Origin of the sequence: Sphingomonas sp. LY54 (assembly GCF_035594035.1) — a bacterium.
Lineage (GTDB): Bacteria > Pseudomonadota > Alphaproteobacteria > Sphingomonadales > Sphingomonadaceae > Allosphingosinicella.
On sequence record NZ_CP141588.1, the window covers coordinates 710,261 to 733,357 of the forward strand.

A 23,097-nucleotide genomic window follows, 5' to 3' on the forward strand; every position below is an offset into this window, starting at 1 on the left:
CGTCGTCGCGCCTAGGAAACGGCAACGTTTCCGTACCGTCCGAGACAGCGGGTGGAGGGTTTCCCTCCTTAATCTCCCGCCAAGACGGGGAAGAGTTTTTACCGGCCCGTTCCGCGGTCCGGGTCTGCCTGGTAATCGGGCACGGCAACCCATCCCCCTTGGACAACCGCGGTGCGAAGTTCGCGCCACGGTTTCACCCGCCCGGTGCACGTCGTGCCGGGCTTATGGAGTAGAGGCATGGATCGAGCTCAAAAGGCCGAAGCCGTCGCCACGTTGAAGCAGACTTTCGGCGAGGTCGGTGTGGTGGTCGTCACCCGCAACCTCGGCATGACGGTGGCCCAGTCCACCGCCCTGCGCGGAAAGATGCGTGACGCTGGCGCCAGCTATAAGGTGGCCAAGAACACGCTCACCCTGATTGCACTCGAGGGCACCGCCTACGCTCCGATCAGCGACATGCTGACCGGGCCGACGGCACTCGCCACCTCCGCCGACCCCGTCGCGGCCGCCAAGGTGGCCGTCGACTTCGCGAAGACGAACGACAAGTTCGAAATCGTGGGCGGCGCGATGGGCGACACGCTCCTCGACGTCAACGGTGTGAAGGCGCTCGCCGAGCTTCCGTCTCTTGATGAACTGCGTGCAACGATCATCGGCCTCGTCCAGGCGCCGGCGACCAAGATTGCGCGGACCATCAACGAGCCGGGCGCCCAGCTGGCGCGTGTCTTTGGCGCATTCGCCGCCAAAGAAAACGCCTGATTACCGCATAACGAACCGACAATTCGGGGCATTTGCCCCAGTGGAGATTTAACATGGCAGACATCAATTCCCTCGTTGACCAGCTCTCCGAGCTGACCGTTCTCGAAGCCGCGGACCTCGCCAAGGCGCTCGAAGAGAAGTGGGGCGTTTCCGCCGCCGCTGCCGTCGCCGTTGCCGGCCCGGCCGCCGCTGCCGGCCCGGCCGCTGAAGAGCAGACCGAGTTCGACGTGATCCTCACCGGCGACGGTGGCAAGAAGATCAACGTCATCAAGGAAGTCCGCGCCATCACCGGCCTGGGTCTCGGCGAAGCCAAGGCGCTCGTCGAAGGCGCTCCGAAGGCGGTCAAGGAAGGCGTCAACAAGGACGAGGCCGAGAAGATCAAGAAGCAGATCGAGGAAGCCGGCGGCACCGTCGAGCTCAAGTAATCGGCCGCGCCGCGAGGCGCGACGATTATCCCGGCTTCGGCCGGGATCTCGTGACGAAAGAAGGGCGGCTCCATCGGGGCCGCCCTTTTTTCTTGGCCGCCATGCGTTCGGCGCTTGAACGGCCGGCCGCGATGCGGCCTATTGGCCTGCGAAGGAGCGCTTCTTGACTGCAATCGACGACGTCCCGGCCATCGTCGACAGCCTGTGCGACGGTTACGACCGCGCCGTCGCGGCGCTGCGCGGCGCCCTCGCCGCCTATCTCTCCGACGACGAACGGCCCGATCCCGCCGCGCGCGCCCAGGGCCTGTTCGCTTATCCCGAGCTGCGCGTCGATTATCGCCACGACCGCCCCATCGAATTTCCAGCCCGCGCCTTCGGCCGGCTGAACCGCTCCGGGCGCTACGCCGCCAGCATCGCCCGGCCGCGCCTCTTCCGCGACTATCTGTCCGAACAGATCGGCCTCCTGGTGCGCGATTACGGTGTCACCGTCTCGGTCGGCCGATCGACGAGCGAAATACCCTATCCCTATGTGCTCGACGGCAGCGACGACCTCCGGCTCGACAATGTCGAGGCGGCCGAGCTGGCGCGCTGGTTCCCGACCACCGAACTTGCCCATATCGGCGACGAGATCGCCGACGGGGCGTGGATCCAGGCCCCCGGCGCGGCCCGCCCGCTGTCCCTGTTCGACGGCCCGCGCGTCGATTTCAGCCTCGCTCGCCTCCGCCATTATACCGGCACGCCGCCCGAGCATGTGCAGCGCTATCTGCTGTTCACCAATTATGTCCGCTACGTCGACGAGTTTACCCGCTTCGCCTTGGCCGAGCTGGAACGCGAGGACGGCCGCTTCACCGCTCTATCGGCGCCGGGCGTGCTGATCCCGCGCGGCGACCCGGACGGCGCGGCCCGGCTCGCCGAGAGCGCGTGGCGCAAGCACCAGATGCCGGCCTATCACCTGATCGACGAGGATGGCGACGGCATCACCCTGGTCAATATCGGCGTCGGCCCGGCCAACGCGAAGACGATCTGCGACCACCTCGCCGTGCTCCGGCCCGAAGCGTGGCTGATGATCGGCCATTGCGGCGGCCTCAGGCCCAGCCAGACCATCGGCGACTATGTCCTCGCCCACGCTTATCTGCGCGACGATCATGTGCTGGACGACGTGCTGCCGGTCGAAATTCCGATCCCGGCCATCGCCGAGGTCCAGCAGGCCTTGTTCAACGCCGCCGTGGCGGTCACCGGCGAGGAGCCGCAGTCGCTGAAGCGGCGGCTGCGCACCGGCACCGTCGTCACCACCGACGACCGCAATTGGGAGCTGCGCTACACGGCCTCGGCGATGCGCTTCAACCAGAGCCGCGCGGTCGCGATCGACATGGAATCGGCGACCGTCGCCGCCCAGGGCTACCGCTTCCGCGTCCCCTACGGCACCCTGCTCTGCGTCTCCGACAAGCCGCTCCACGGCGAGATCAAGCTCGCCGGCCAGGCCAACGCCTTTTACGAGCGCGCGATCAGCCAGCATCTGCGCATCGGCATCGAGACGCTGGACCGGCTGAAGCGCGAAGGCGCCGCCCTCCATTCGCGCAAGCTCAGAAGCTTCGACGAGCCGCCCTTCCGCTAAGCGACGGCCACCGCCTGCACCATTTCTGCACCGGGACCGCGCCGCTTTCGCGCCGGCACCGCCACCGCGCCTTCACCGCCTTCCCCGATCAGGCTCCCGTCCAAGGGAGATTTTCATGATCCGGCCTGCTCTGTCCCGTGCACGCTTCTCGTTCCTTTTGAAGGCCGGGGCAGCCGCCTTGCTCGTCGCCCTCGCCGATTTGCTGTTCTTCGATCGCGGCGGCGCGGCGACGGTCGGCGGCTTCGCCTTCGCCTGGACCTTGCTGCTCGCCGCCGTCGTCCCGGCCATCCTGCGCCACCGGGCCGCGCTCGCGGCCGGCGGCGCGGCGTTGCTGTTCGCTCTGGCGCTGGTCGACAATCCCAGCCTGCTCGCGCTCGCCTTGTTCTGGACCTCGCTGACGCTCGCCGCCTTGCTCTGGCGCTTCGCGTCCTTCGACACCGCCAGCCGCTGGTTTGCCCGCCTGTTCCTCCAGGGCGTCACCGCTTTGGGTACGCCGCTGGCCGATCTGGGCCGGCTGCGGCGGCTGCGCACGGCGGGAATCAGGCGGCCAACCCGCGCGCTCCTGCCGATCGTGGTCGTCCCTTTGATCGGCAGCGGCCTGTTCGTCGGGCTATTCGCGATCGCCAACCCGCTCATCGCCAACAGCCTGTCGGCGATCACCCTGCCCCCGCCGACCGCGCGGACCCTGCTCCGTGTCGGCTTCTGGATGCTGGTGCTGATGGCGGTGTGGCCGACCTTCCGCCCCGCCTGGACCGTCACCGCCTGGACCTTCTCGGACCGGCAGCGCGAGATCGCCCTGCCCGGGGTCTCGGTCGCGTCGGTCACTTTGTCGCTGATCCTGTTCAACGCCATCTTCGGCGTCCAGAACGGGCTCGACATCGCCTTCCTCTGGAGCGGGGCGACGCTCCCCGCGGGCGTCACTTTGGCCGAATATGCCCATCGCGGCGCCTACGCCCTGATCGCGACGGCGCTGCTGGCCGGCCTGTTCGTGCTCGTCACGTTGCGACCCGGATCGGACACGGCCGCCGACCCCCTCATCCGCGGGCTCGTCACCTTGTGGATCGGGCAGAATCTGCTGCTGGTCGCGTCGAGCATCCTGCGCACGCTCGATTATGTGGACGTCTACTCGCTGACGGAGCTGCGGATCGCCGCCCTGGCCTGGATGGTGCTGGTCGCGATCGGGCTGCTGCTGATCTGCTGGCGGATGCTGAAGGGCAAGAGCGCCGCCTGGCTGATCAACCGCAACGCCGCCGCCGCGCTCGCCTTCCTCGCTATGGCTTCGGTCGTCGATCTCGGCGCGGTCGCGGCCGGCTGGAACGTGCGCCATGCGCGCGAGGTCGGCGGCCGCGGCGCCGCGCTCGACCTTTGCTACCTGCGCCATGTCGGGCCGCCGGCCTTGCTGCCGCTGATCGCGCTGGAACGCCGGACGCTCGATCCGCTGTTCCGCGATCGGGTCGCCTTCGTGCGCGCCGAGGTGCTGGCCCGGCTCGAGGATCGACAGGCGCAGTGGCCCCGCTGGACCTGGCGCAACGCCCGCCGCCTCGCCGCCGCGCACGCAGCGCTGGCCGCGCATCCGCCGGTCGCGGCACGGCCGGGACATGTCCGGGTCTGCGACGGCCGGATCGTTCCTCCGCCGCCGAGCGCGATTGTCGCGCCGCCGCGGTTGACAGCGGAGCCGCGGCGATGATTCTGTGCCCGATGCCCCGCACGATCCTGGTCGTCGACGACGATCCCCACATCCGGCAGCTGATCGTCTTCGCCCTCGGCAAGGCGGGCCTCGACGCAATCGAGGCCGAGGACGGCGAGCAGGCGCTGGCGGCGACGCGGGAGCACAAGGTCGATCTGGTCGTGCTCGACATCAACATGCCGCGGATGGACGGGCTTGAAGTGTGCCGCCGCCTGCGCGCCGAGGGCGACCTGCCGATCCTGTTCCTCTCCTCGCGCGACGACGAGATCGACCGGGTGATCGGCATCGAGCTCGGCGGCGACGATTATGTGGTGAAGCCGTTCAGCCCGCGCGAGCTCACCGCCCGCGTGATGGCGATCCTGCGCCGCACGGCCGCGCACCCCCCGACCGTCGATCACCTCCCGACCACGATCCGCCACGGCAAGCTCGCGCTCGACCTCGACGGCTGGCGCGCGACTTGGGACGGGACCGAGGTGCCGCTCACTGTCACCGAGTTCACCTTGCTGCGCACGCTGGCGGCGATGCCGTCCAAGGTGTTCAGCCGCGATGCGATCATCGACAGGATGCACGGCCCCGGCTTCGCGCTCACCGACCGCACCGTCGACAGCCACGTCCGCAACATGCGCGCCAAGTTCGGCGACGTCGGCGGCTCGGACATCGTCGAGACGCGGCCGGGCATCGGCTACCGTCTCGGCGCCTGCAGCGGCGAATGATCGGCCGCCTCAAGGCTTTCGCCAAGCGGCACTGGCCACGCCTCCGGCTCCGCACGATCCTGCTGATGACCTTCCTGTTCGTTGCCGCTTTGCCCGGCTTCGGCGCGGTGTTCCTGCGCGTCTACGAGAATACGCTCGTCCGCCAGACCGAGGCCGAGCTGGTTGCGCAGGGCGCGGCGTTGGCAGCGACCGCACAGGCGACGTGGTCCGGCGCGCCCGCGGCTCTGCCGGCGCGCTTGCGTCCAGAGGATTTTCGGCCCGAACGCACGAAGATCGACCTCAATTCGGATCCGATCCTCCCGGAACGGCCGCCGCCAACGCGCGGCCAAGGCCGCGCCAGCCCCGCCGCACGCGACGTCGCCGAGCGGCTGCAGCCTGTGATCGTCGAGACCGCGCGGACCACGCTCGCCTCGATCCAGCTGCTCGACGCCGACGGCCGCATCCTCACCGGCGGTTTGGCCGGCGGCAGCTACGCCAATGTCGCCGAAGTGCGGACCGCCCTCGGGGGTCGCCCGGCCACGGTGCTGCGCCACAATGGCGCCTATCGCCCGCGCTACGCGCTCGAATGGCTGAGCCGCGCGTCGGACATCCGCATCCACCATGCCCGCCCGGTGACTCGCGACGGCGCCGTCGTCGGCGCACTGCTTCTGTCGCGTTCGCCCCGTTCGCTGTTTCGCGGCATCTACGAGGACCTCGGCAAGATCCTGATCGGGGTGGGCGGCATCTTCGCCATCCTGGTCGGGCTGAGCGGACTGCTGTCGCGCGGCATCGCCCGGCCCATCGAGCAGCTCAGCGCAGCAACCCGCGACCTCGCCAGCGGCAAGGGCGGCGTGCCGGAGCCTCCAACGACGGCGGCGGTCGAGATCCAGGCGCTCTACCGCGACTTCGGCCAGATGGCGGCGACGATCGAGAGTAGGTCCCGCTACCTGCGCGACTTCGCCCATGCGGTCAGCCACGAATTCAAGACGCCGCTGGCCGGAATCCGCGGCGGCATCGAATTGCTCCAGGACCATCATGCCGGGATGTCGGACGACGAGCGGCGCCGGTTCCTCGCCAATATCGAAGGCGATGCCGACCGGCTCGCCCAGCTCGTCTCGCGCCTGCTCGATCTCGCCCGCGCCGACATGGCCCGGCCCGCGGCCGAGTCCGTCGCCACCGAGCCCGTCATCCGCCGCGCCGCCGACGCGCTCGCCCGCCCCGGGCTCGCGATCCGGCTCGATCTGCCGTCGACGCTGCCCGAGGTCGCCGTCCCGGCCCGGACGATCGAAGCGAGCCTGGTCACCCTCGTCGACAACAGCGCCCAGGCCGGCGCGACGGAGGTGCGGATCGCAGCCCATGCGGGTGGCGATGCCCTTATCATCGACATCGCCGACGACGGCCCGGGCGTGCCGGCGGCGGACCGCGACCGGATCTTCGAGCCCTTCTTCACCAGCCGGCGGCGCGAGGGCGGCAGCGGGCTCGGCCTGCCGATCGTCCGTTCGCTGCTGCAGGCGAGCCGCGGCGCGATCGAGCTCCTGCCGTCCGAGCGCGGCGCCTGCTTCCGGCTGCGCCTGCCGATCGCTCGATAATCGGGCCGGCGGGTTTGACATCGCCGCTGGCCTTCCCTAGATACGCACCCTCACCCCAGCCTTTCGGAACAGGTCGCGCCGTCGCGCAGCGCGCTCAACGCATTGAAAGACTGAGGTTTCACAGGACGCCAAAGCTGCAGTTTCCGGGTTGGAGACTCGCGGCTTTTTGCGTTTCTGCGCGCCTGAATTTGAACGACGAGGCGAAATTTCCATGGCGACCAAGGCAGCTCCGGGCACCGAAACGCGGTCCACGGCATCCAAGCGCATCCGCAAGATCTTCGGCAACATCCACGAAGTTTCCGAAATGCCGAACCTGATCGAGGTTCAGCGCGACAGCTACGAGCAGTTCCTCCGCTCGCGGCCGCAGGACGGCTATGTGTCGGGCCTGGAAAAGACTCTGCGCTCGGTCTTCCCGATCCGCGATTTCGCCGGCACCGCCGAGCTGGATTTCGTCCATTACGAGTTGGAAGAGCCCAAGTACGACACCGACGAGTGCCGCCAGCGGGGCATGACCTATGCCGCGCCGATGCGCGTGACGCTTCGCCTGATCGTGTTCGAGGTCGATCCCGATACCGAGACCCGTTCGGTGCTCGATATCAAGGAGCAGGATGTCTACATGGGCGACATGCCGCTGATGACGAAGAACGGCACGTTCATCGTCAACGGCACGGAGCGCGTCATCGTCTCGCAGATGCACCGTTCGCCGGGTGTGCTGTTCGACCATGACCGCGGCAAGACCCACGCCTCGGGCAAATACCTCTTCGCCGCCCGCGTCATCCCCTATCGCGGCTCGTGGCTCGACTTCGAGTTCGACGCCAAGGACATCGTCAACGTCCGCATCGACCGCAAGCGCAAGCTGCCGGTGACGGCGCTGCTGCACGCGCTCGACATGAACTCGGAAGAGATCCTGACGACCTTCTACAACACCGCGACCTGGACCCGCGGCAAGGACGGCTGGCAGATCCCCTACGTGGCCGAGCAATGGCGCGGCCAGAAGCCGACCTTCGACATCATCAACGCCGAGACCGGCGAAGTGGTGTTCCCGGCCAGCCAGAAGATCAGCCCGCGCGCGGCCAACAAGGCCGGCAAGGACGGCCTTGCGACGCTCGTCATCCCGACCGAGGAAATCTTCGGCCGCTTCTCGGCCTATGACCTGGTCAACGACGCGACCGGCGAGATCTATGTCGAAGCCGGCGACGAAGTGACCGCCGAGAACCTCGAGAAGCTCGACAAGGCCGGCATCGACCGCCTCGAGCTGCTCGACATCGACCACGTCAACACCGGCGCCTGGATCCGCAACACGCTGAAGGCCGACAAGGCCGAGGACCGCGACCAGGCCCTGTCCGACATCTACCGCGTCATGCGCCCCGGCGAGCCGCCGACGCGCGAGACCGCCGACGCCCTGTTCGCCGGCCTGTTCTTCGATCCCGAGCGCTACGACCTCTCGGCCGTTGGCCGCGTGAAGCTCAACATGCGCCTCGACCTCGACGCCGAGGACACGGTGACGACGCTCCGCAAGGAGGACATCATCGCTGTCGTGAAGACGCTGGTCGGCCTCAAGGACGGCAAGGGCGAGATCGACGACATCGACAATCTCGGCAACCGTCGCGTCCGTTCGGTCGGCGAGCTGCTCGAGAACCAGTATCGCGTCGGCCTGCTTCGCATGGAGCGCGCCGTGAAGGAGCGTATGAGCTCGGTCGACGTCTCGACCGTGATGCCGAACGACCTGATCAACGCGAAGCCCGCGGTTGCCGCGGTCCGCGAATTCTTCGGCTCCTCGCAGCTCTCGCAGTTCATGGACCAGACCAACCCGCTCTCCGAAGTGACGCACAAGCGTCGCGTCTCGGCGCTCGGGCCCGGCGGTCTCACCCGCGAGCGCGCGGGTTTCGAGGTCCGCGACGTTCACCCGACCCATTATGGCCGCATCTGCCCGATCGAGACTCCGGAAGGCCCGAACATCGGCCTGATCAACTCGCTCGCCAGCTTCAGCCGCGTGAACAAATACGGCTTCATCGAGACGCCGTACCGCAAGGTCATCGACGGCAAGGTGACCGACGAGGTCATCTATCTCTCCGCCATGGAAGAGGCCAAGCACACGATCGCGCAGGCAAATGCCGAATTGAGCGAAGCCGGTGGGTTCGTCGAGGAAATCGTCTCCAGCCGTCAGGCCGGCGAATTCCTGATGGCGCCGCGCGACATCATCACTTTGATGGACGTCAGCCCCAAGCAGCTCGTCTCGGTCGCCGCATCGCTCATTCCGTTCCTGGAAAACGATGACGCCAACCGCGCGCTGATGGGCTCGAACATGCAGCGCCAGGCGGTTCCGCTGGTCCGCGCCGAGGCGCCGTTCGTCGGCACCGGCATGGAAGAAACGGTTGCGCGCGATTCTGGCGCGGCCATCGCGGCCCGCCGCTCGGGCATCGTCGATCAGGTCGACGCGACCCGCATCGTCGTCCGCGCCACCGGCGACGTCGAGGCCGGCAAGTCGGGCGTCGACATCTACACCCTGATGAAGTTCCAGCGTTCGAACCAGAACACCTGCATCAACCAGCGTCCGCTGGTCAAAGTGGGCGATGTGGTCAATGCCGGCGACGTCATCGCCGACGGCCCGTCGACCGAGTTCGGCGAACTGGCCCTGGGCCGCAACGTGCTCGTCGCGTTCATGCCCTGGAACGGCTACAATTATGAGGATTCCATCCTCATCTCCGAACGCATCGTGAAGGACGACGTCTTCACCTCGATCCACATCGAGGAGTTCGAGGTGATGGCCCGCGACACCAAGCTCGGGCCGGAAGACATCACCCGCGACATCCCGAACGTCGGCGAGGAAGCGCTCCGCAACCTCGACGAGGCCGGCATCGTCTATATCGGCGCCGAAGTGGAGCCGGGCGACATCCTGGTCGGCAAGATCACGCCGAAGGGCGAAAGCCCGATGACTCCGGAGGAAAAGCTCCTCCGCGCCATCTTCGGCGAGAAGGCCTCCGACGTCCGCGACACCTCGCTGCGCCTGCCCCCGGGCGTGGCCGGCACGATCGTCGAGGTGCGCGTGTTCAACCGCCACGGCATCGACATCGACGACCGTACCCGCGCCATCCAGACCGAGGAGAAGGATCGCCTCCGCAAGGACGCCGACGACGAGCGCACCATCCTGAAGCGCGCGACCTATTCGCGCCTTCGCGAGATGCTGGTCGGCCAGACCGCGACCGCGGCGCCAAAGGGCGTCAAGAAGGGCAGCGCCATCGACGAGGCCCTTCTGGAGGGCGTCGAGCGTCACGAATGGTGGAAGTTCGCCGTCCAGGACGACAAGGTCCAGGCCGATCTCGAAGCCGTGAAGACGCAGTATGACGATGCCGAGGCGGTGATCCGCCGCAAGCTCGAAGACCGCATCGAGAAGCTCGAGCGCGGCGACGAGCTGCCGCCGGGCGTGCTGAAGATGGTCAAGGTGTTCGTCGCGGTGAAGCGCAAGCTGCAGCCGGGCGACAAGATGGCCGGCCGTCACGGCAACAAGGGCGTCATCTCGCGCATCCTGCCGATCGAGGACATGCCGTTCCTTGAGGACGGGACGCACGCGGATATCGTGCTCAACCCGCTCGGTGTGCCTTCGCGCATGAACGTCGGTCAGATCTTCGAGACCCATCTCGGCTGGGCCGCGCGCGGCCTCGGCAAGCAGATCGGCGCGATGCTCGAGGAGATCCACCACAAGGGCAAGGACATCGCGTCCGACGACGTCGGCGCCGTCCGCGCCAAGCTCAAGGACATCTATGGCGAGCATTATTATGCCGACGTTGATGCCCGCGACGACGCCCAGGTGATGGAATTGGCCTCGAACCTCGTGAACGGCGTTCCGATGGGCACCCCGGTGTTCGACGGCGCCCGCGAAGCCGACGTGTCGGCGATGCTGGCCATGGCCGGGCTCGACGAGAGCGGCCAGGTTACGCTGTACGACGGCCGCACCGGCGAGGCGTTCGACCGCAAGGTCACGGTGGGCTACATCTACATGCTGAAGCTCCACCACCTCGTGGACGACAAGATCCACGCGCGTTCGATCGGGCCGTACAGCCTCGTCACCCAGCAGCCGCTGGGCGGTAAGGCGCAGTTCGGCGGCCAGCGTTTCGGCGAGATGGAGGTCTGGGCGCTCCAGGCCTACGGCGCCGCCTACACGCTGCAGGAGATGCTGACCGTGAAGTCGGACGACGTCATCGGCCGCACCAAGGTCTACGAGGCGATCGTCAAGGGCGACGACACGTTCGAGGCCGGCATCCCCGAGAGCTTCAACGTGCTCGTGAAGGAAATGCGCTCGCTGGGCCTCAACGTCGAACTGAACACGGTGGCCGACACCGACGACGACACCCAGGCGATCGCGGCGGAATGATGAGCGCGGGCGCCGCTTCGCGCGGCGCCCCCTCCTCTTCGCCACGCACTAGAATTCTCCCCGGGAAGGGAAAAACTGATGAATGAACTGAGCAACTTCGCCAATCCGGTCGCCAAACCCGAGACGTTCGACCAGATCCAGATCGGCATCGCCTCGCCCGAGCGCATCCGCAGCTGGTCGTTCGGCGAGATCAAGAAGCCCGAGACCATCAACTATCGCACGTTCAAGCCCGAGCGTGACGGCCTGTTCTGCGCGCGCATCTTCGGCCCGATCAAGGATTACGAGTGCCTGTGCGGCAAGTACAAGCGCATGAAGTACAAGGGCATCGTCTGCGAAAAGTGCGGCGTGGAAGTGACCGTTTCGAAGGTCCGCCGCGAGCGCATGGGCCATATCGAGCTGGCCGCCCCGGTCGCCCACATCTGGTTCCTGAAGTCGCTGCCGAGCCGCATCGGCCTGCTGCTCGACATGCAGCTGAAGCAGCTCGAGCGCGTCCTTTACTTCGAGGCCTATATCGTGATCGAGCCGGGCCTCACCCCGCTCGAAAAGTATCAGCTCCTCACCGAGGATGAGCTGATCGAGGCCCAGGACGAATATGGCGAGGACGCCTTTTCCGCCGGCATCGGCGCCGAGGCCGTGCGCGTCATGCTCGAGAATCTCGACCTCGAGGGCGAGAAGCAGGATCTCCTCAAGGAGCTCGCCGAGACCAAGTCGGAGCTGAAGCCCAAGAAGATCATCAAGCGCCTCAAGGTCGTCGAGAGCTTCCTCGAATCGGGCAATCGCCCGGAATGGATGATCCTCGAGGTGATCCCGGTGATCCCGCCCGAGCTGCGCCCGCTGGTGCCGCTCGACGGCGGCCGCTTCGCGACGTCGGACCTGAACGATCTCTATCGCCGCGTGATCAACCGCAACAACCGCCTGAAGCGCCTGATGGAGCTGCGTGCGCCGGACATCATCGTCCGCAACGAAAAGCGCATGCTGCAGGAATCGGTCGACGCCCTGTTCGATAACGGCCGCCGCGGCCGCACGATCACGGGCGCCAACAAGCGTCCGCTGAAGTCGCTGTCCGACATGCTCAAGGGCAAGCAGGGCCGCTTCCGTCAGAACCTTCTCGGCAAACGCGTCGACTATTCGGGCCGTTCGGTCATCGTCACCGGTCCGGAATTGAAGCTCCACCAGTGCGGCCTGCCGAAGAAGATGGCGCTCGAGCTCTTCAAGCCGTTCATCTACTCGCGCCTCGATGCCAAGGGTCTCTCGATGACCCTCAAGCAGGCCAAGAAGTGGGTCGAGAAGGAGCGCAAGGAAGTCTGGGACATCCTCGACGAAGTCATTCGCGAGCACCCGGTCCTCCTCAACCGCGCGCCGACGCTCCACCGTCTCGGCATCCAGGCGTTCGAGCCGGTGCTGATCGAGGGCAAGGCGATCCAGCTTCACCCGCTGGTCTGCGCCGCGTTCAACGCCGACTTCGACGGCGACCAGATGGCCGTCCACGTCCCGCTGAGCCTCGAAGCGCAGCTGGAAGCGCGCGTGCTGATGATGTCGACCAACAACATCCTCTCGCCCGCCAACGGCAAGCCGATCATCGTGCCCTCGCAGGACATGGTGCTGGGTCTCTATTATCTGTCGATGGAGCGTGAAGGCGAGCCTGGCGAAGGCTCGATGATCAGCGACATGTCGGAGGTGCACCAGGCGCTCAACGCCAAGGCGGTGACGCTCCACACCAAGATCACCAGCCGCGTCCCGCAGACGGACGAGCAGGGCACCACCTACATGAAGCGCTTCGAGACGACGCCGGGCCGCATGCTGCTCGGCGAGACGCTCCCGAAGACGCACAAGGTGCCCTTCGAGACCGTCAACCGCCTCCTCACCAAGAAGGAGATCGCGGACGTCATCGACACCGTCTACCGCCACACCGGCCAGAAAGAGACGGTCCTGTTCGCCGACGCGATCATGGGCCTCGGGTTCAAGCACGCCTTCCAGGCTGGCATCTCGTTCGGCAAGGACGACATGATCATCCCGCACGAGAAGGTGCAGCTCGTCGACGACACCCGCAGCCTCGTGAAGGATTACGAGCAGCAGTATCAGGACGGCCTGATCACCCAGCAGGAAAAGTACAACAAGGTGATCGACGCCTGGAGCCGTTGCGGCGACCAGGTGGCGAACGCCATGATGGAAAAGATCAAGGCCCAGCCCAAGGACGAGAATGGCCGCATGGCCCCGATCAACTCCATCTACATGATGGCGCATTCGGGTGCCCGTGGTTCGCAGGCGCAGATGAAGCAGCTCGCCGGCATGCGCGGCCTGATGGCCAAGCCGTCGGGCGAGATCATCGAGACTCCGATCATCTCGAACTTCAAGGAAGGCCTCACCGTCCTTGAATATTTCAACTCGACCCACGGCGCCCGCAAGGGTCTCGCCGACACCGCGCTCAAGACGGCCAACTCGGGTTACCTGACCCGCCGCCTCGTCGACGTGTCGCAGGACTGCGTGATCGTCGAGGAGGACTGCAAGACGTCCAACTCGCTCGACATGCGGGCGATCGTCCAGGGCGGCGCGACCATCGCCTCGCTCGGCGAGCGCATCCTGGGCCGCACTCCGGCCGAGGACATCGTCGACACCAAGACGAACACCGTGCTGGCCAAGGAAGGCGAGCTCATCGACGAGCCCGCCGCCGCGCGCATCGACGAGATGGGCATCCAGTCGGTCAACATCCGTTCGCCGCTGGTCTGCGAAAGCGAGCATGGCGTCTGCGGCAAGTGCTACGGCCGCGATCTCGCCCGCGGTACGCCGGTCAACATCGGCGAAGCGGTCGGCGTCATCGCCGCCCAGTCGATCGGTGAGCCCGGCACGCAGCTGACTATGCGTACCTTCCACATCGGCGGCGCCGCCCAGCTTAACGAAACGTCGAGCCTGGAAGCGGTTGCCGACGGCACGATCGAGTTCCGCGATCTGCCGACGATCGTCGACGCCCGCGGCCGCCGCGTGGCGATGGCCCGCAACGGCGAGCTGGCGATCGTGGACATGGACGGCCGCGAGCGTGCCAGCCACCGCATCCCCTACGGCGCGCACCTGATGGTCGACCACGGCCACATCGCGACCAAGGGCGAGCGCCTGGCCGAGTGGGATCCGTTCATGATGCCGGTCATCACCGAAAAGGGCGGCATCGTGAAGTTCCAGGATCTGGTCGAGAGCAAGACGCTCACCGAGCAGACCGACGAAGCGACCGGCATCGCCCAGCGCGTCGTCACCGAGTTCCGCGGCTCGGCTCGTACGAAGGAGGATCTGCGTCCGCGCATCACCCTGCTCGACGAGAATAGCGGCGAAGCGGCCCGCTACATGCTGGCGTCGGGCGCGATGCTCTCGGTCGAGGACGGCCAGACGGTGGCCGCGGGCGAGGTTCTCGCCCGTGTCTCCCGCGAGGCAGCCAAGACCCGCGACATCACCGGCGGTCTGCCGCGCGTCGCCGAGCTGTTCGAGGCCCGCAAGCCGAAGGAAAATGCAATCATCGCCAAGGTCTCGGGCCGTGTCGAATTCGGCAAGGACTACAAGGCCAAACGCAAGATCGGCATTCGTCCGGAGGACGGCGGCGAACTCGTCGAATATCTGGTGCCGAAGTCGAAGGTCATCGACGTGCAGGAAGGCGACTTCGTCAAGCGCGGCGACAATCTGATCGGCGGCAGCCCGGATCCGCACGACATCCTCGAGGTGCTCGGCGTCAAGGCGCTGGCCGAGTATCTCGTCGCGGAAATCCAGGAGGTCTATCGACTGCAGGGCGTGAAGATCAACGACAAGCACATCGAGGTGATCGTTCGCCAGATGCTGCAGAAGGTCGAGATCATCGAGTCCGGCGACACCACCTTGCTGGTGGGCGAGCAGATCGACCACCAGGAGATGCGCGAGATCAATGCCAAGCTCACCAAGAACCAGCAGCCCGCCCAGGGCAAGCCGGTCCTGCTCGGCATCACCAAGGCGTCGCTGCAGACCCGCAGCTTCATCTCGGCGGCCTCGTTCCAGGAGACGACCCGCGTCCTCACCGAGGCTTCGGTGCAGGGCAAGATCGACACCCTCGATGGCCTCAAGGAGAATGTCATCGTCGGCCGCCTGATCCCGGCGGGTACCGGCGCGGGCATGAACCGTATGCGCATCGCGGCCACCAGCCGCGACGCCGCGCTGCGGGCCCAGCACAAGAAGCTGCAGGAATCGCTCATCGCAGCCAATTCGGCTGAGGAAGAGCATGCGGCGGAGCTGGCTCAGGGTCCGGAAGCGGCGATCGGCGACGATCCGCTCGGCGCGGTGGCCCCGGAAGGCCACGGCACCGACGCCGATGCCGGCGAGTATCTGCAGGACTAAGGCGCACAGCCTCTGACCAACAAAACGCCCCGTCGGATCGGATCCGGCGGGGCGTTTTGCTTTGGGCGGCGGGGCGCTATGGCGAGCCCATGAAGAATCTCATCGCGATGCTGGCCCTGGCTTTGCTGGTGCTGCCGATGCTGGCGGGCATCGCCCGGATGCGGCGGATGCCGCGCAAGCGCGACGAGGACGCGCCGAACGACTGAAGGTCTCGCTCGCCGCACGCCGCACCCTGTCGGGAGAACCCGGAGTTGGACTTTGCGATTCCAGCCGCTATCGGGGCCGACGATGGATGTTACCGATCTCCGCATCGCCCTCTTCAGCGGCAATTACAATTATGTCCGCGACGGCGCCAACCAGGCGCTCAACCGCCTCGTCGGTTATTTGCTGAAGCAGGGCGCGCAGGTCCGTATCTATTCGCCGACCGTGGACGAGCCGGCCCTGCCGCCGCTAGGCGACATCGTCAGCATCCCGTCGGTCGCCTTTCCCGGGCGCGGCGAATATCGGCTCGCGACCCGCATCCCTGCGGCGGTGAAGCGCGACATCAAGGCGTTCGCGCCCAATATCCTCCACGTGGCGAGCCCCGACCTTCTCGGCCATCGCGCGATCACGCTGGCGCACCGGATGGACCGGCCGGTCATCGCCTCGGTCCACACCCGCTTCGAGACCTATCCGCGCTATTACGGCCTCGCCTTCCTAGAGCCGGTAGCGCTGGCGATCCTGCGCCGCTTCTACCGCCGCTGCGACGCCATCTTCGCACCCTCGGAATCGATGGCGCAATTGCTGCGCGACCAGCGCATGAATTACGATGTCGGCATCTGGACGCGCGGCATCGACCGCACGATCTTCCACACCGACGCCCGCGACCTCGCCTGGCGACGCGGCCTCGGCATCGCCGACGACGTTCCGGTGATCGGCTTCGTCGGCCGGCTGGTGATGGAGAAGGGCCTCGACGTCTTTTCCGACACGATCGACCATCTCGAGAAGCGCCAGGTGCGGCACAAGGTGCTGATCGTCGGCGACGGCCCCGCCCGCGACTGGTTCGAGAAGAGGCTGCCCAACGCCGTCTTCGCCGGCTTCCAGGCCGGGCCCGACCTCGGCCGCGCCGTCGCATCGATGGACATGCTGTTCAATCCGTCGGTGACCGAGACGTTCGGCAATGTCACGCTCGAGGCGATGGCGTCCGGGCTGCCGGTGGTCGCGGCGATCGCGACCGGAAGCGAAAGCCTCGTCACCGACCGCGTCACCGGGCGGCTGATCCGCCCCGGCGCGATCGACGCCTTTGCCGAGGCGCTCACTTTCTATTGCCGCAACGAGGAAGCGCGCGCCGCCGCGGGCAAGGCCGGGCAGGAGTTCAGCGCCCATTATGGCTGGGACGAGGTCAACCAGGCCCTGGTCGATTCCTACCTGCGCATCGTCCGCCAGCGCGCCGCCGGCGGCCACCTGCCGCCGCGCAGCCCGGTCCCCTGATCCGGCTCAGGCCGGCTGCCAGTCGAACGGCAACGGCGCCTCGCGAAAGGCGAAGCGGTCGAGATGGCGGGCGACGACCTCCTTCAGCCCGTCCATATGGTCCGGCGACGACGCGTCGATCCGCACCTCGAGGCTGTCCGCCGATGCGGTGAAGGTGGCGCGGCCGTCGCCCGGATGGTCGGCGCCGCGCAGATCGCGCGGGAAGACCACGGTGCCGCGCTCGGCCGTATAGTCGACCGCCAGGTTGTGCGACCAATGTTTGCACAATTGCTGAAGATATCGGCTGCCGTTCGGCGTCGGCACGCGGGCGACGGCGGACGTCATTTCAGCCGCTCGATCTTCTGCGCGGCCTCGTCAAGGATCGCCGCGATCTCGTGGAGCTTGGATTCCTCCATCTCGTCCTGGGCGACCCGGTGCCACAAGGCTGAGAGCAAATTCGCGACGGCCCGCTTGATCGGCGGCGCGCCGTGGCGCTGCCGGTCCGGCGCCATCTCGCCCAGCCGCTCGAACAGGGCCTCGACCTCGTCGGCCTTGGCTTCGAGCTCGGCTTTCCCCTCCGCGGTGGCGGCGAAGGCCTTGCGCGCGCCCTCCGCGCTCGCTTCCTCGATCAGCCCCATATCCTGGAGCATGGTGAGGGTCGGATAGACGACGCCGGGGCTCGGCGCATAGGCGCCGCCGGTCATTTCCTCGATCGCGCGGATAAGGTCGTAGCCGTGGCGCGGCTGGTCGGCGATCAGCTTCAGAAGGACCAGCCGCAACTCGCCGGATTCGAACATCCGCCGCCGCTGCCCGCGCCGCCCGCCGCGGCCGCCGCCGAATTCGAAGTTGAAACCGCCCGGCCCCCACGAGCCGCCCCAGCCGCGGCCGGCGCCCGCAGCGAGGATCGCCTCCGGGATCTTGTCGAACCCGCGCGGACCGCAATCGCCCCAATTGAACCGGATGGACATAGACCGACTCCTTCTTCCAAGACTCGTCTAAGATATATCTTAGACACCTCGAAATCAATCGCACCCGATGCGAGACGATTGCTGGAAAACAAGGCGATTTTGGCTAGGGTGGCGCCGTGGCCGATCTATTTGCAGACCAGGAACCGTCCCGCCCCGAAGCCCCGCCGTCGGACAATGCGCCGCTGGCCGACCGACTGCGCCCGCAGCGGCTGGACGAGGTCGTGGGCCAGGACCATCTGACCGGACCCGAGGGCGCGATCGGGCGGATGGTCGCCGCCGGCAAGCTCGCTTCGATCATCCTGTGGGGGCCGCCCGGCACCGGCAAGACCACGATCGCGCGGCTGCTCGCCGACGCGGTCGGCATGCGCTTCGTCGCCATTTCCGCGGTCTTCTCGGGCGTGGCGGATTTGAAGAAGGTGTTCGCCGAAGCCAAAGACCATGCCCGCCTCGGCCGGACGACCTTGCTGTTCGTGGACGAGATCCACCGATTCAACCGCGCCCAGCAGGACGGCTTCCTCCCCTTCGTCGAGGACGGCACTGTCGTGCTGGTCGGCGCGACCACCGAGAACCCGTCGTTCGAGCTCAACTCGGCCTTGCTGTCGCGCACCCAGGTGCTGATCCTCAACCGCCTCGACGCGACGGCGCTCGGCCAGCTGCTCGACCGCGCCGAGGCGCTGGTGGAGCGGCCGCTGCCGCTGACCGCCGAGGCGCGCGACGCGTTGGTCGCCACCGCCGACGGCGACGGCCGCTTCCTGCTCAACCAGGTCGAGACCTTGTTCTCGATCGAGCTCGACGAGCCGCTCGATCCCTCCGCCTTGTCGGCATTGCTGCACCGGCGGATGGCGGTCTACGACAAGGACCGCGAGGGTCATTACAACCTGATCTCCGCGCTACACAAAGCGGTGCGCGGGTCTGATCCGCAGGCGGCGCTTTATTATCTGGCGCGCATGCTCGTCGCCGGCGAGGAACCGCTCTACCTGCTGCGGCGGCTGGTGCGGATGGCGGTCGAGGATATCGGCCTCGCCGACCCGCAGGCGCTGGTCCAGTGCCTCGCCGCCAAGGACGCCTATGATTTCCTAGGCTCGCCCGAAGGCGAACTGGCGATCGTTCAGGCGCTGCTCTACCTCGCCACCGCGCCCAAATCGAACGCCGCCTATATCGCGCAGAAAGCCGCCTGGCGCTCGGCCAAGGATACCGGCTCGCTGATGCCGCCCAAGAACATCCTCAACGCGCCGACCAAGCTGATGAAGCAGGTCGGCTACGGCAAGGGCTATCAATATGACCATGACGCGCCCGAAGGCTTTTCCGGCGACAATTATTGGCCCGAGGAGATGGAGCCGCAGGCCTTCTACCAGCCCGTCGACCGCGGCTTCGAAAAGCGCATCGCCGAGCGCATCGCCTGGTGGGAAGAACGCCGCGCCGAGCTTCGCAAGTAGGTTGTTCTCCGGCCCAAGCCGGAGCCTAGTCCGGTGGGCCCCGGCTTTCGGCGGGGCACTTATTCTCGCCAGCCCCGCCGCCGCGCAGGACCAGGGCCGCTACACGCGCGCGCTGGCAGCCGGGTACAAAGCGAGCTTCCTGTGCAGCGACATCTTCAACGCCCGGCAGAGCGAGACGGTGATCGCGAAGGACGATCTCAAGCGCGTCTATCCCGAGCTGGAGCCGATCATTCCCGGCCTTGCCACCACGATCGACCGCGAGGCCAAAACGGTCAGCGTCGCCTTCGACGAGGCCCTGCCGCCCCGCATTGCTGCGTGGCGCCCGAACCTCGGCTGTGCGCAGCTGCCGATCGGGGCGGCGGCCGAGGCGGTCGCGCAACTGCCACGCTTCGATCAAGCGGCGCCCAGGCTCGACGCCCAGCCCTGGCCGATGGGCGACCGCAATGCCGCCGGCCGCGCGTCCGGCGACGCCAAGGCGCTGGCGCGGACGGTCGCCGCCGCCTTCGATCGCCGCACCTATGCGCAGGGCAGCGAGACGACCGCCGTGCTGGTGGTCCAGAACGGCAGGATCGTCGCCGAACGCTATCGCGACGATTTCAATATGCACATGCCGCAGCGCACCTGGTCGGTCGGCAAGAGCATCGCCGGGACGATCCTTGGCGCGGCGCAGCAGCAAGGCCTGATCGACGTCCAGGCCCCTGCCCCCGTGCCCGAATGGCAGAGCCCGGGCGACCCGCGTCGCGCGATCACCACCGATCATCTGCTGCGCATGGCGAGCGGCCTCCACAGCGACCATGCTGGCAACCGCACCGACGCGATCTATTTCGGCGGCACCGCAGTGACCGAGCAGGCGACCGGATGGCCGCTCGAGGCCGCGCCCAACAGCCGCTTCCGCTACGCCAATAACGACACTTTGCTGGCCGTGCGGGGGCTGCAGGCGAAGCTTGGCGACAAGGCGCTGAGCTTCCCGTTCACCGATCTCCTGTGGAAGATCGGCATGACCCGCACCATGCCCGAGACCGACTGGAAGGGCGGCTTCATCCTTTCGAGCCAGGTCTGGACCACGGCGCGCGACCTCGCCCGGCTCGGCCTTCTCTACATGTACGACGGCGTCTGGCAGGGCGAACGCCTGCTCCCGACGGGCTGGCGCGATTATGTCCGCAGCCATGGGCCCGCTCAGCCGCCGAGCGGCTACGGCTATGGCGCCACCTTCTGGACTTTTCCCAGGAACAGCGGTCTTCCGCAGGACGCCTTGGTAATGCGCGGCAATCGCGGCCAATATGTCGCGGTCATCCCATCTCGCAGCCTCGTCATCGTCCGCCGTGGCTATGACGGCGCCGGCGCCAATTTCGATCTCGACGCGTTCACCCGCGACATTCTGGCGGCGCTTGGCGAGCGGGGGAACTAGCCAAAAGCTGATACATTTCTTACGGCGGCGACACGAAACAGCGAAAATACGGGGAGCGACAATGTACGGAGCCGATCCAGACACGGTTTACTGGCAGCAGCAGGCCTATGAATGGGTGCCTCGCATCCTCGGCGCGATCGCCATCCTGGTCATCGCCTACATTCTCGCCCGCGCCGCCAAATGGGCGGTCGCCAAGATGGTCGACCGCATTCCGGCCCTGCAGCGCCATAACGAAGCCGAGCCCGGCAAGACGCTCGGCAGCCTGATCGGCGACGTCGCCTTCTGGCTGATCCTGCTGGTCGGCATCCTGCTCGCCTTGCAGCCTCTGGGTCTCAGCCAGGTGCTGGAGCCGGTGCGCGAGCTCACCACCAACACCTTCGCCTTCATTCCGAACGTGGTCGCGGCTGGCCTCATCTTCTTTATCGGCCTCGTCATCGCCAAGATCGCGCGCCGCATCGTCGAGGGCTCTTTGCTAGCCGCCAATGCCGACGGCTGGCTGCGCCGCACCGGCTTGGTCGAGACGGCCGGCACCGCCCCCGCCGCCCCGGCGGGCGCGCCTACCGCGGTCACCACCGGCCGTGCGTCGATCAGCCGTTCGGTCGGCATGGTCGTCTTCTTCCTGATCATGATCCCGGTCACGATCGCCGCTCTCGAGGCGCTGAAGATCGCGGCCATCTCCGAGCCGGCGACCGAGATGCTGCGCACGATCCTCGACGCCATCCCCAACGTGCTCGGCGCCGCGATCCTGATCGCGATCGGCTTCTTCCTCGGCAAGCTGGCCAAGCAGGCGGTCGAGCAATTGCTGCCCTCGCTGGGCTTCGACCGCGCGATCAGCGCGCTCGGCTTCTCGGCCGAAAGCACGACTCCGTCGCGCACGGTCGGCACCATCGTGCTGTTCGCAATCCTGATCTTCTTCGCGATCAAGGCGGCCGAACTGCTCGATTCCGCGATCATCGCAATGATGCTCGCCCAGGTGCTGGAGCTTGGCAGCCGCATCCTGTTCGGCACCGGCATCATCCTCGGCGGCGTGATCATCGCCCGCATCGTATCCAACCTCGTCAGCGGCGCGGGCACGGAAGGCTGGCTGCCGGCGATCCTCAAATGGTCGATCATCGCGCTCGCCGTCGCCATGGGCCTCCGCTTCATGGGCCTCGCCAACGAGATCGTGATCATCGCCTTCGGCTCGATCATCGGCTCGGCCGCGGTGGCCTGCGCCCTCGCCTTCGGCCTCGGCGGGCGCCCGACCGCGCACAAATTGCTCGAGCGCTGGACCGAGCAGAACCACGCCCCGGCCGCACCGCGGAGGCCGCGCACGCCCACGGCGCCTGCGCCGGACGACCTGCAGCCGCCTTTGGTCTGAGCAGCAGGAAAGAGGGCGTGCTCCACCCAGGGCACGCCCTTTTCTTATGAGCCGCTTCCAACGCTTCGCCGCGATCGACTGGTCGGGCGCCAAGGGCAAGAGGCACAAGGGCATCGCCGTGGCGATCTGCGAGGCCGGCGACGCCCCGCCGATCCTAGTGGTGCGCGACAAGCCCTGGTCGCGAACCGAAGTGCTCGAATGGCTGCTGGAGACGGCGGCCGAGGCCTCCACCCTCTTCGGCTTCGATTTCAGCTACGCCCCGCCGATCGTCGAGCGCGGCGCCTACCTCCCCGGCGCCGTCACAGCCGAGGACGCGAAGAGCTTCTGGGCTTACGTTGACGCTTTGTGCGACGACGAGGATATCGGCGCCGCGAGCTTCCTCGAGCAGCACCACCGCCCCCATTTCTATTTCGGCGCGGCCGACGGCGTGAAGGCGGACTTCCTCCATCACCGCGTCTGCGAACATGCGTTCAACGCGATGGGCGGCGGCAAGGCCTCGACCCTCTACGACGCGATCGGCGCGAGCCAGGTCGCCAAGGCGAGCTATGCCGGCATGCGGCTGCTCCACCGGCTGGAGGGCAAGGTCCCGGTCTGGCCGATGGACGAAAGACCTGAAACAGGGAGCCTGGTGGTCGAGATCTACACGCGCGTCTTCATCCGCCTCGCCGGCCTCAGCGGCCGCAAGGTGCGCAGCAGCGCGCAGCTCGACGAGGCCCTGGCCGGGCTCGGCAGCCGCCCGGCGCGTCTCGCCCACGATCCCAACGACCACGAAACCGACGTCCTGATCGCCGCCGCCGGCCTGCGCGCGATTGCCGGCGACGAGCGCTACTGGAACCCGCCTGCCCTCACCCCCGCCATCGCCCGCTCGGAGGGCTGGACGTTCGGCGTCCCTTGAAGCATGGAGGCGGCAAGCCGGGTTAGCTCAGCTGGTAGAGCAACCGCCTTGTAAGCGGTAGGTCGTCGGTTCGAGTCCGACACCCGGCACCATCCTGAAGC

General features: G+C 67.1%; 15 protein-coding genes and 1 tRNA gene. 14 read left to right on the forward strand and 2 right to left on the reverse strand.

The window, feature by feature from the left end; all coding sequences use genetic code 11:
- Positions 1-237 precede the first annotated feature (237 nt).
- The 9 genes from rplJ to SH591_RS03640 all read left to right on the forward strand — a co-directional run bounded on the left by rplJ (position 238) and on the right by SH591_RS03640 (position 16,950).
- Positions 238-753 carry a 50S ribosomal protein L10 gene (rplJ, locus tag SH591_RS03600; protein ID WP_322833076.1) on the forward strand — a complete coding sequence of 172 codons (516 nt, stop codon included), beginning with the start codon at positions 238-240 and terminating at the stop codon, positions 751-753.
- Positions 754-806: 53 nt separating this feature from the next.
- The gene (gene rplL / locus SH591_RS03605; RefSeq protein WP_322833075.1) at positions 807-1,178 is read left to right on the forward strand and encodes a 50S ribosomal protein L7/L12; all 372 of its coding nucleotides are present in this window, start codon (positions 807-809) and stop codon (positions 1,176-1,178) included.
- Between the two features lie 163 nt (positions 1,179-1,341).
- Positions 1,342-2,793 carry an AMP nucleosidase gene (locus SH591_RS03610; protein ID WP_416385205.1) on the forward strand — a complete coding sequence of 484 codons (1,452 nt, stop codon included), beginning with the start codon at positions 1,342-1,344 and terminating at the stop codon, positions 2,791-2,793.
- A gap of 115 nt (positions 2,794-2,908) precedes the next feature.
- Complete coding sequence (locus tag SH591_RS03615) at positions 2,909-4,480, forward strand: DUF4153 domain-containing protein (RefSeq protein ID WP_324750563.1); 1,572 nt, start codon at positions 2,909-2,911, stop codon at positions 4,478-4,480.
- A gap of 11 nt (positions 4,481-4,491) precedes the next feature.
- On the forward strand, positions 4,492-5,193 hold the full coding sequence (locus tag SH591_RS03620; protein WP_324750564.1) for a response regulator transcription factor: 702 nt from the start codon (positions 4,492-4,494) through the stop codon (positions 5,191-5,193).
- Positions 5,190-6,761 carry a sensor histidine kinase gene (locus tag SH591_RS03625; RefSeq protein WP_324750565.1) on the forward strand — a complete coding sequence of 524 codons (1,572 nt, stop codon included), beginning with the start codon at positions 5,190-5,192 and terminating at the stop codon, positions 6,759-6,761. The genes SH591_RS03620 and SH591_RS03625 overlap by 4 nt, the downstream gene beginning before the upstream one ends.
- A gap of 211 nt (positions 6,762-6,972) precedes the next feature.
- On the forward strand, positions 6,973-11,133 hold the full coding sequence (gene rpoB / locus SH591_RS03630) for a DNA-directed RNA polymerase subunit beta (protein ID WP_322833071.1): 4,161 nt from the start codon (positions 6,973-6,975) through the stop codon (positions 11,131-11,133).
- A 78-nt stretch (positions 11,134-11,211) separates the two neighbouring features.
- Positions 11,212-15,480, forward strand: a complete 4,269-nt coding sequence (gene rpoC, locus SH591_RS03635) for a DNA-directed RNA polymerase subunit beta' (protein ID WP_324750566.1) — start codon at positions 11,212-11,214, stop codon at positions 15,478-15,480.
- Between the two features lie 288 nt (positions 15,481-15,768).
- Entirely contained in the window at positions 15,769-16,950 is a 1,182-nt protein-coding gene (locus SH591_RS03640) for a glycosyltransferase family 4 protein (protein ID WP_324750567.1), read from the forward strand.
- Between the two features lie 6 nt (positions 16,951-16,956).
- Here SH591_RS03640 and SH591_RS03645 read toward each other — a convergent pair whose 3' ends face one another.
- Both SH591_RS03645 and SH591_RS03650 read right to left on the reverse strand, forming a co-directional pair.
- The gene (locus SH591_RS03645) at positions 16,957-17,274 is read right to left on the reverse strand and encodes a DUF2218 domain-containing protein (protein WP_324750568.1); all 318 of its coding nucleotides are present in this window, start codon (positions 17,272-17,274) and stop codon (positions 16,957-16,959) included.
- Complete coding sequence (locus SH591_RS03650) at positions 17,271-17,897, reverse strand: PadR family transcriptional regulator (RefSeq protein ID WP_324750569.1); 627 nt, start codon at positions 17,895-17,897, stop codon at positions 17,271-17,273. The genes SH591_RS03645 and SH591_RS03650 overlap by 4 nt, the downstream gene beginning before the upstream one ends.
- Positions 17,898-18,013: 116 nt before the next feature.
- Here SH591_RS03650 and SH591_RS03655 point away from each other — a divergent pair, with 116 nt between their 5' ends.
- The 5 genes from SH591_RS03655 to SH591_RS03675 all read left to right on the forward strand — a co-directional run bounded on the left by SH591_RS03655 (position 18,014) and on the right by SH591_RS03675 (position 23,088).
- Positions 18,014-19,333, forward strand: a complete 1,320-nt coding sequence (locus SH591_RS03655) for a replication-associated recombination protein A (protein WP_324750570.1) — start codon at positions 18,014-18,016, stop codon at positions 19,331-19,333.
- A 1-nt stretch (position 19,334) separates the two neighbouring features.
- Positions 19,335-20,741: a serine hydrolase domain-containing protein gene (locus tag SH591_RS03660; protein ID WP_324750571.1), complete on the forward strand. Its 1,407-nt coding sequence runs from the start codon at positions 19,335-19,337 to the stop codon at positions 20,739-20,741.
- A gap of 61 nt (positions 20,742-20,802) precedes the next feature.
- Positions 20,803-22,101: a mechanosensitive ion channel gene (locus SH591_RS03665; RefSeq protein WP_324750572.1), complete on the forward strand. Its 1,299-nt coding sequence runs from the start codon at positions 20,803-20,805 to the stop codon at positions 22,099-22,101.
- Between the two features lie 46 nt (positions 22,102-22,147).
- Positions 22,148-22,996, forward strand: coding sequence for a hypothetical protein (locus SH591_RS03670; protein ID WP_324750573.1), 849 nt, complete (start codon positions 22,148-22,150; stop codon positions 22,994-22,996).
- A gap of 16 nt (positions 22,997-23,012) precedes the next feature.
- Positions 23,013-23,088 (forward strand) — tRNA-Thr (locus SH591_RS03675).
- Positions 23,089-23,097 lie beyond the last annotated feature (9 nt).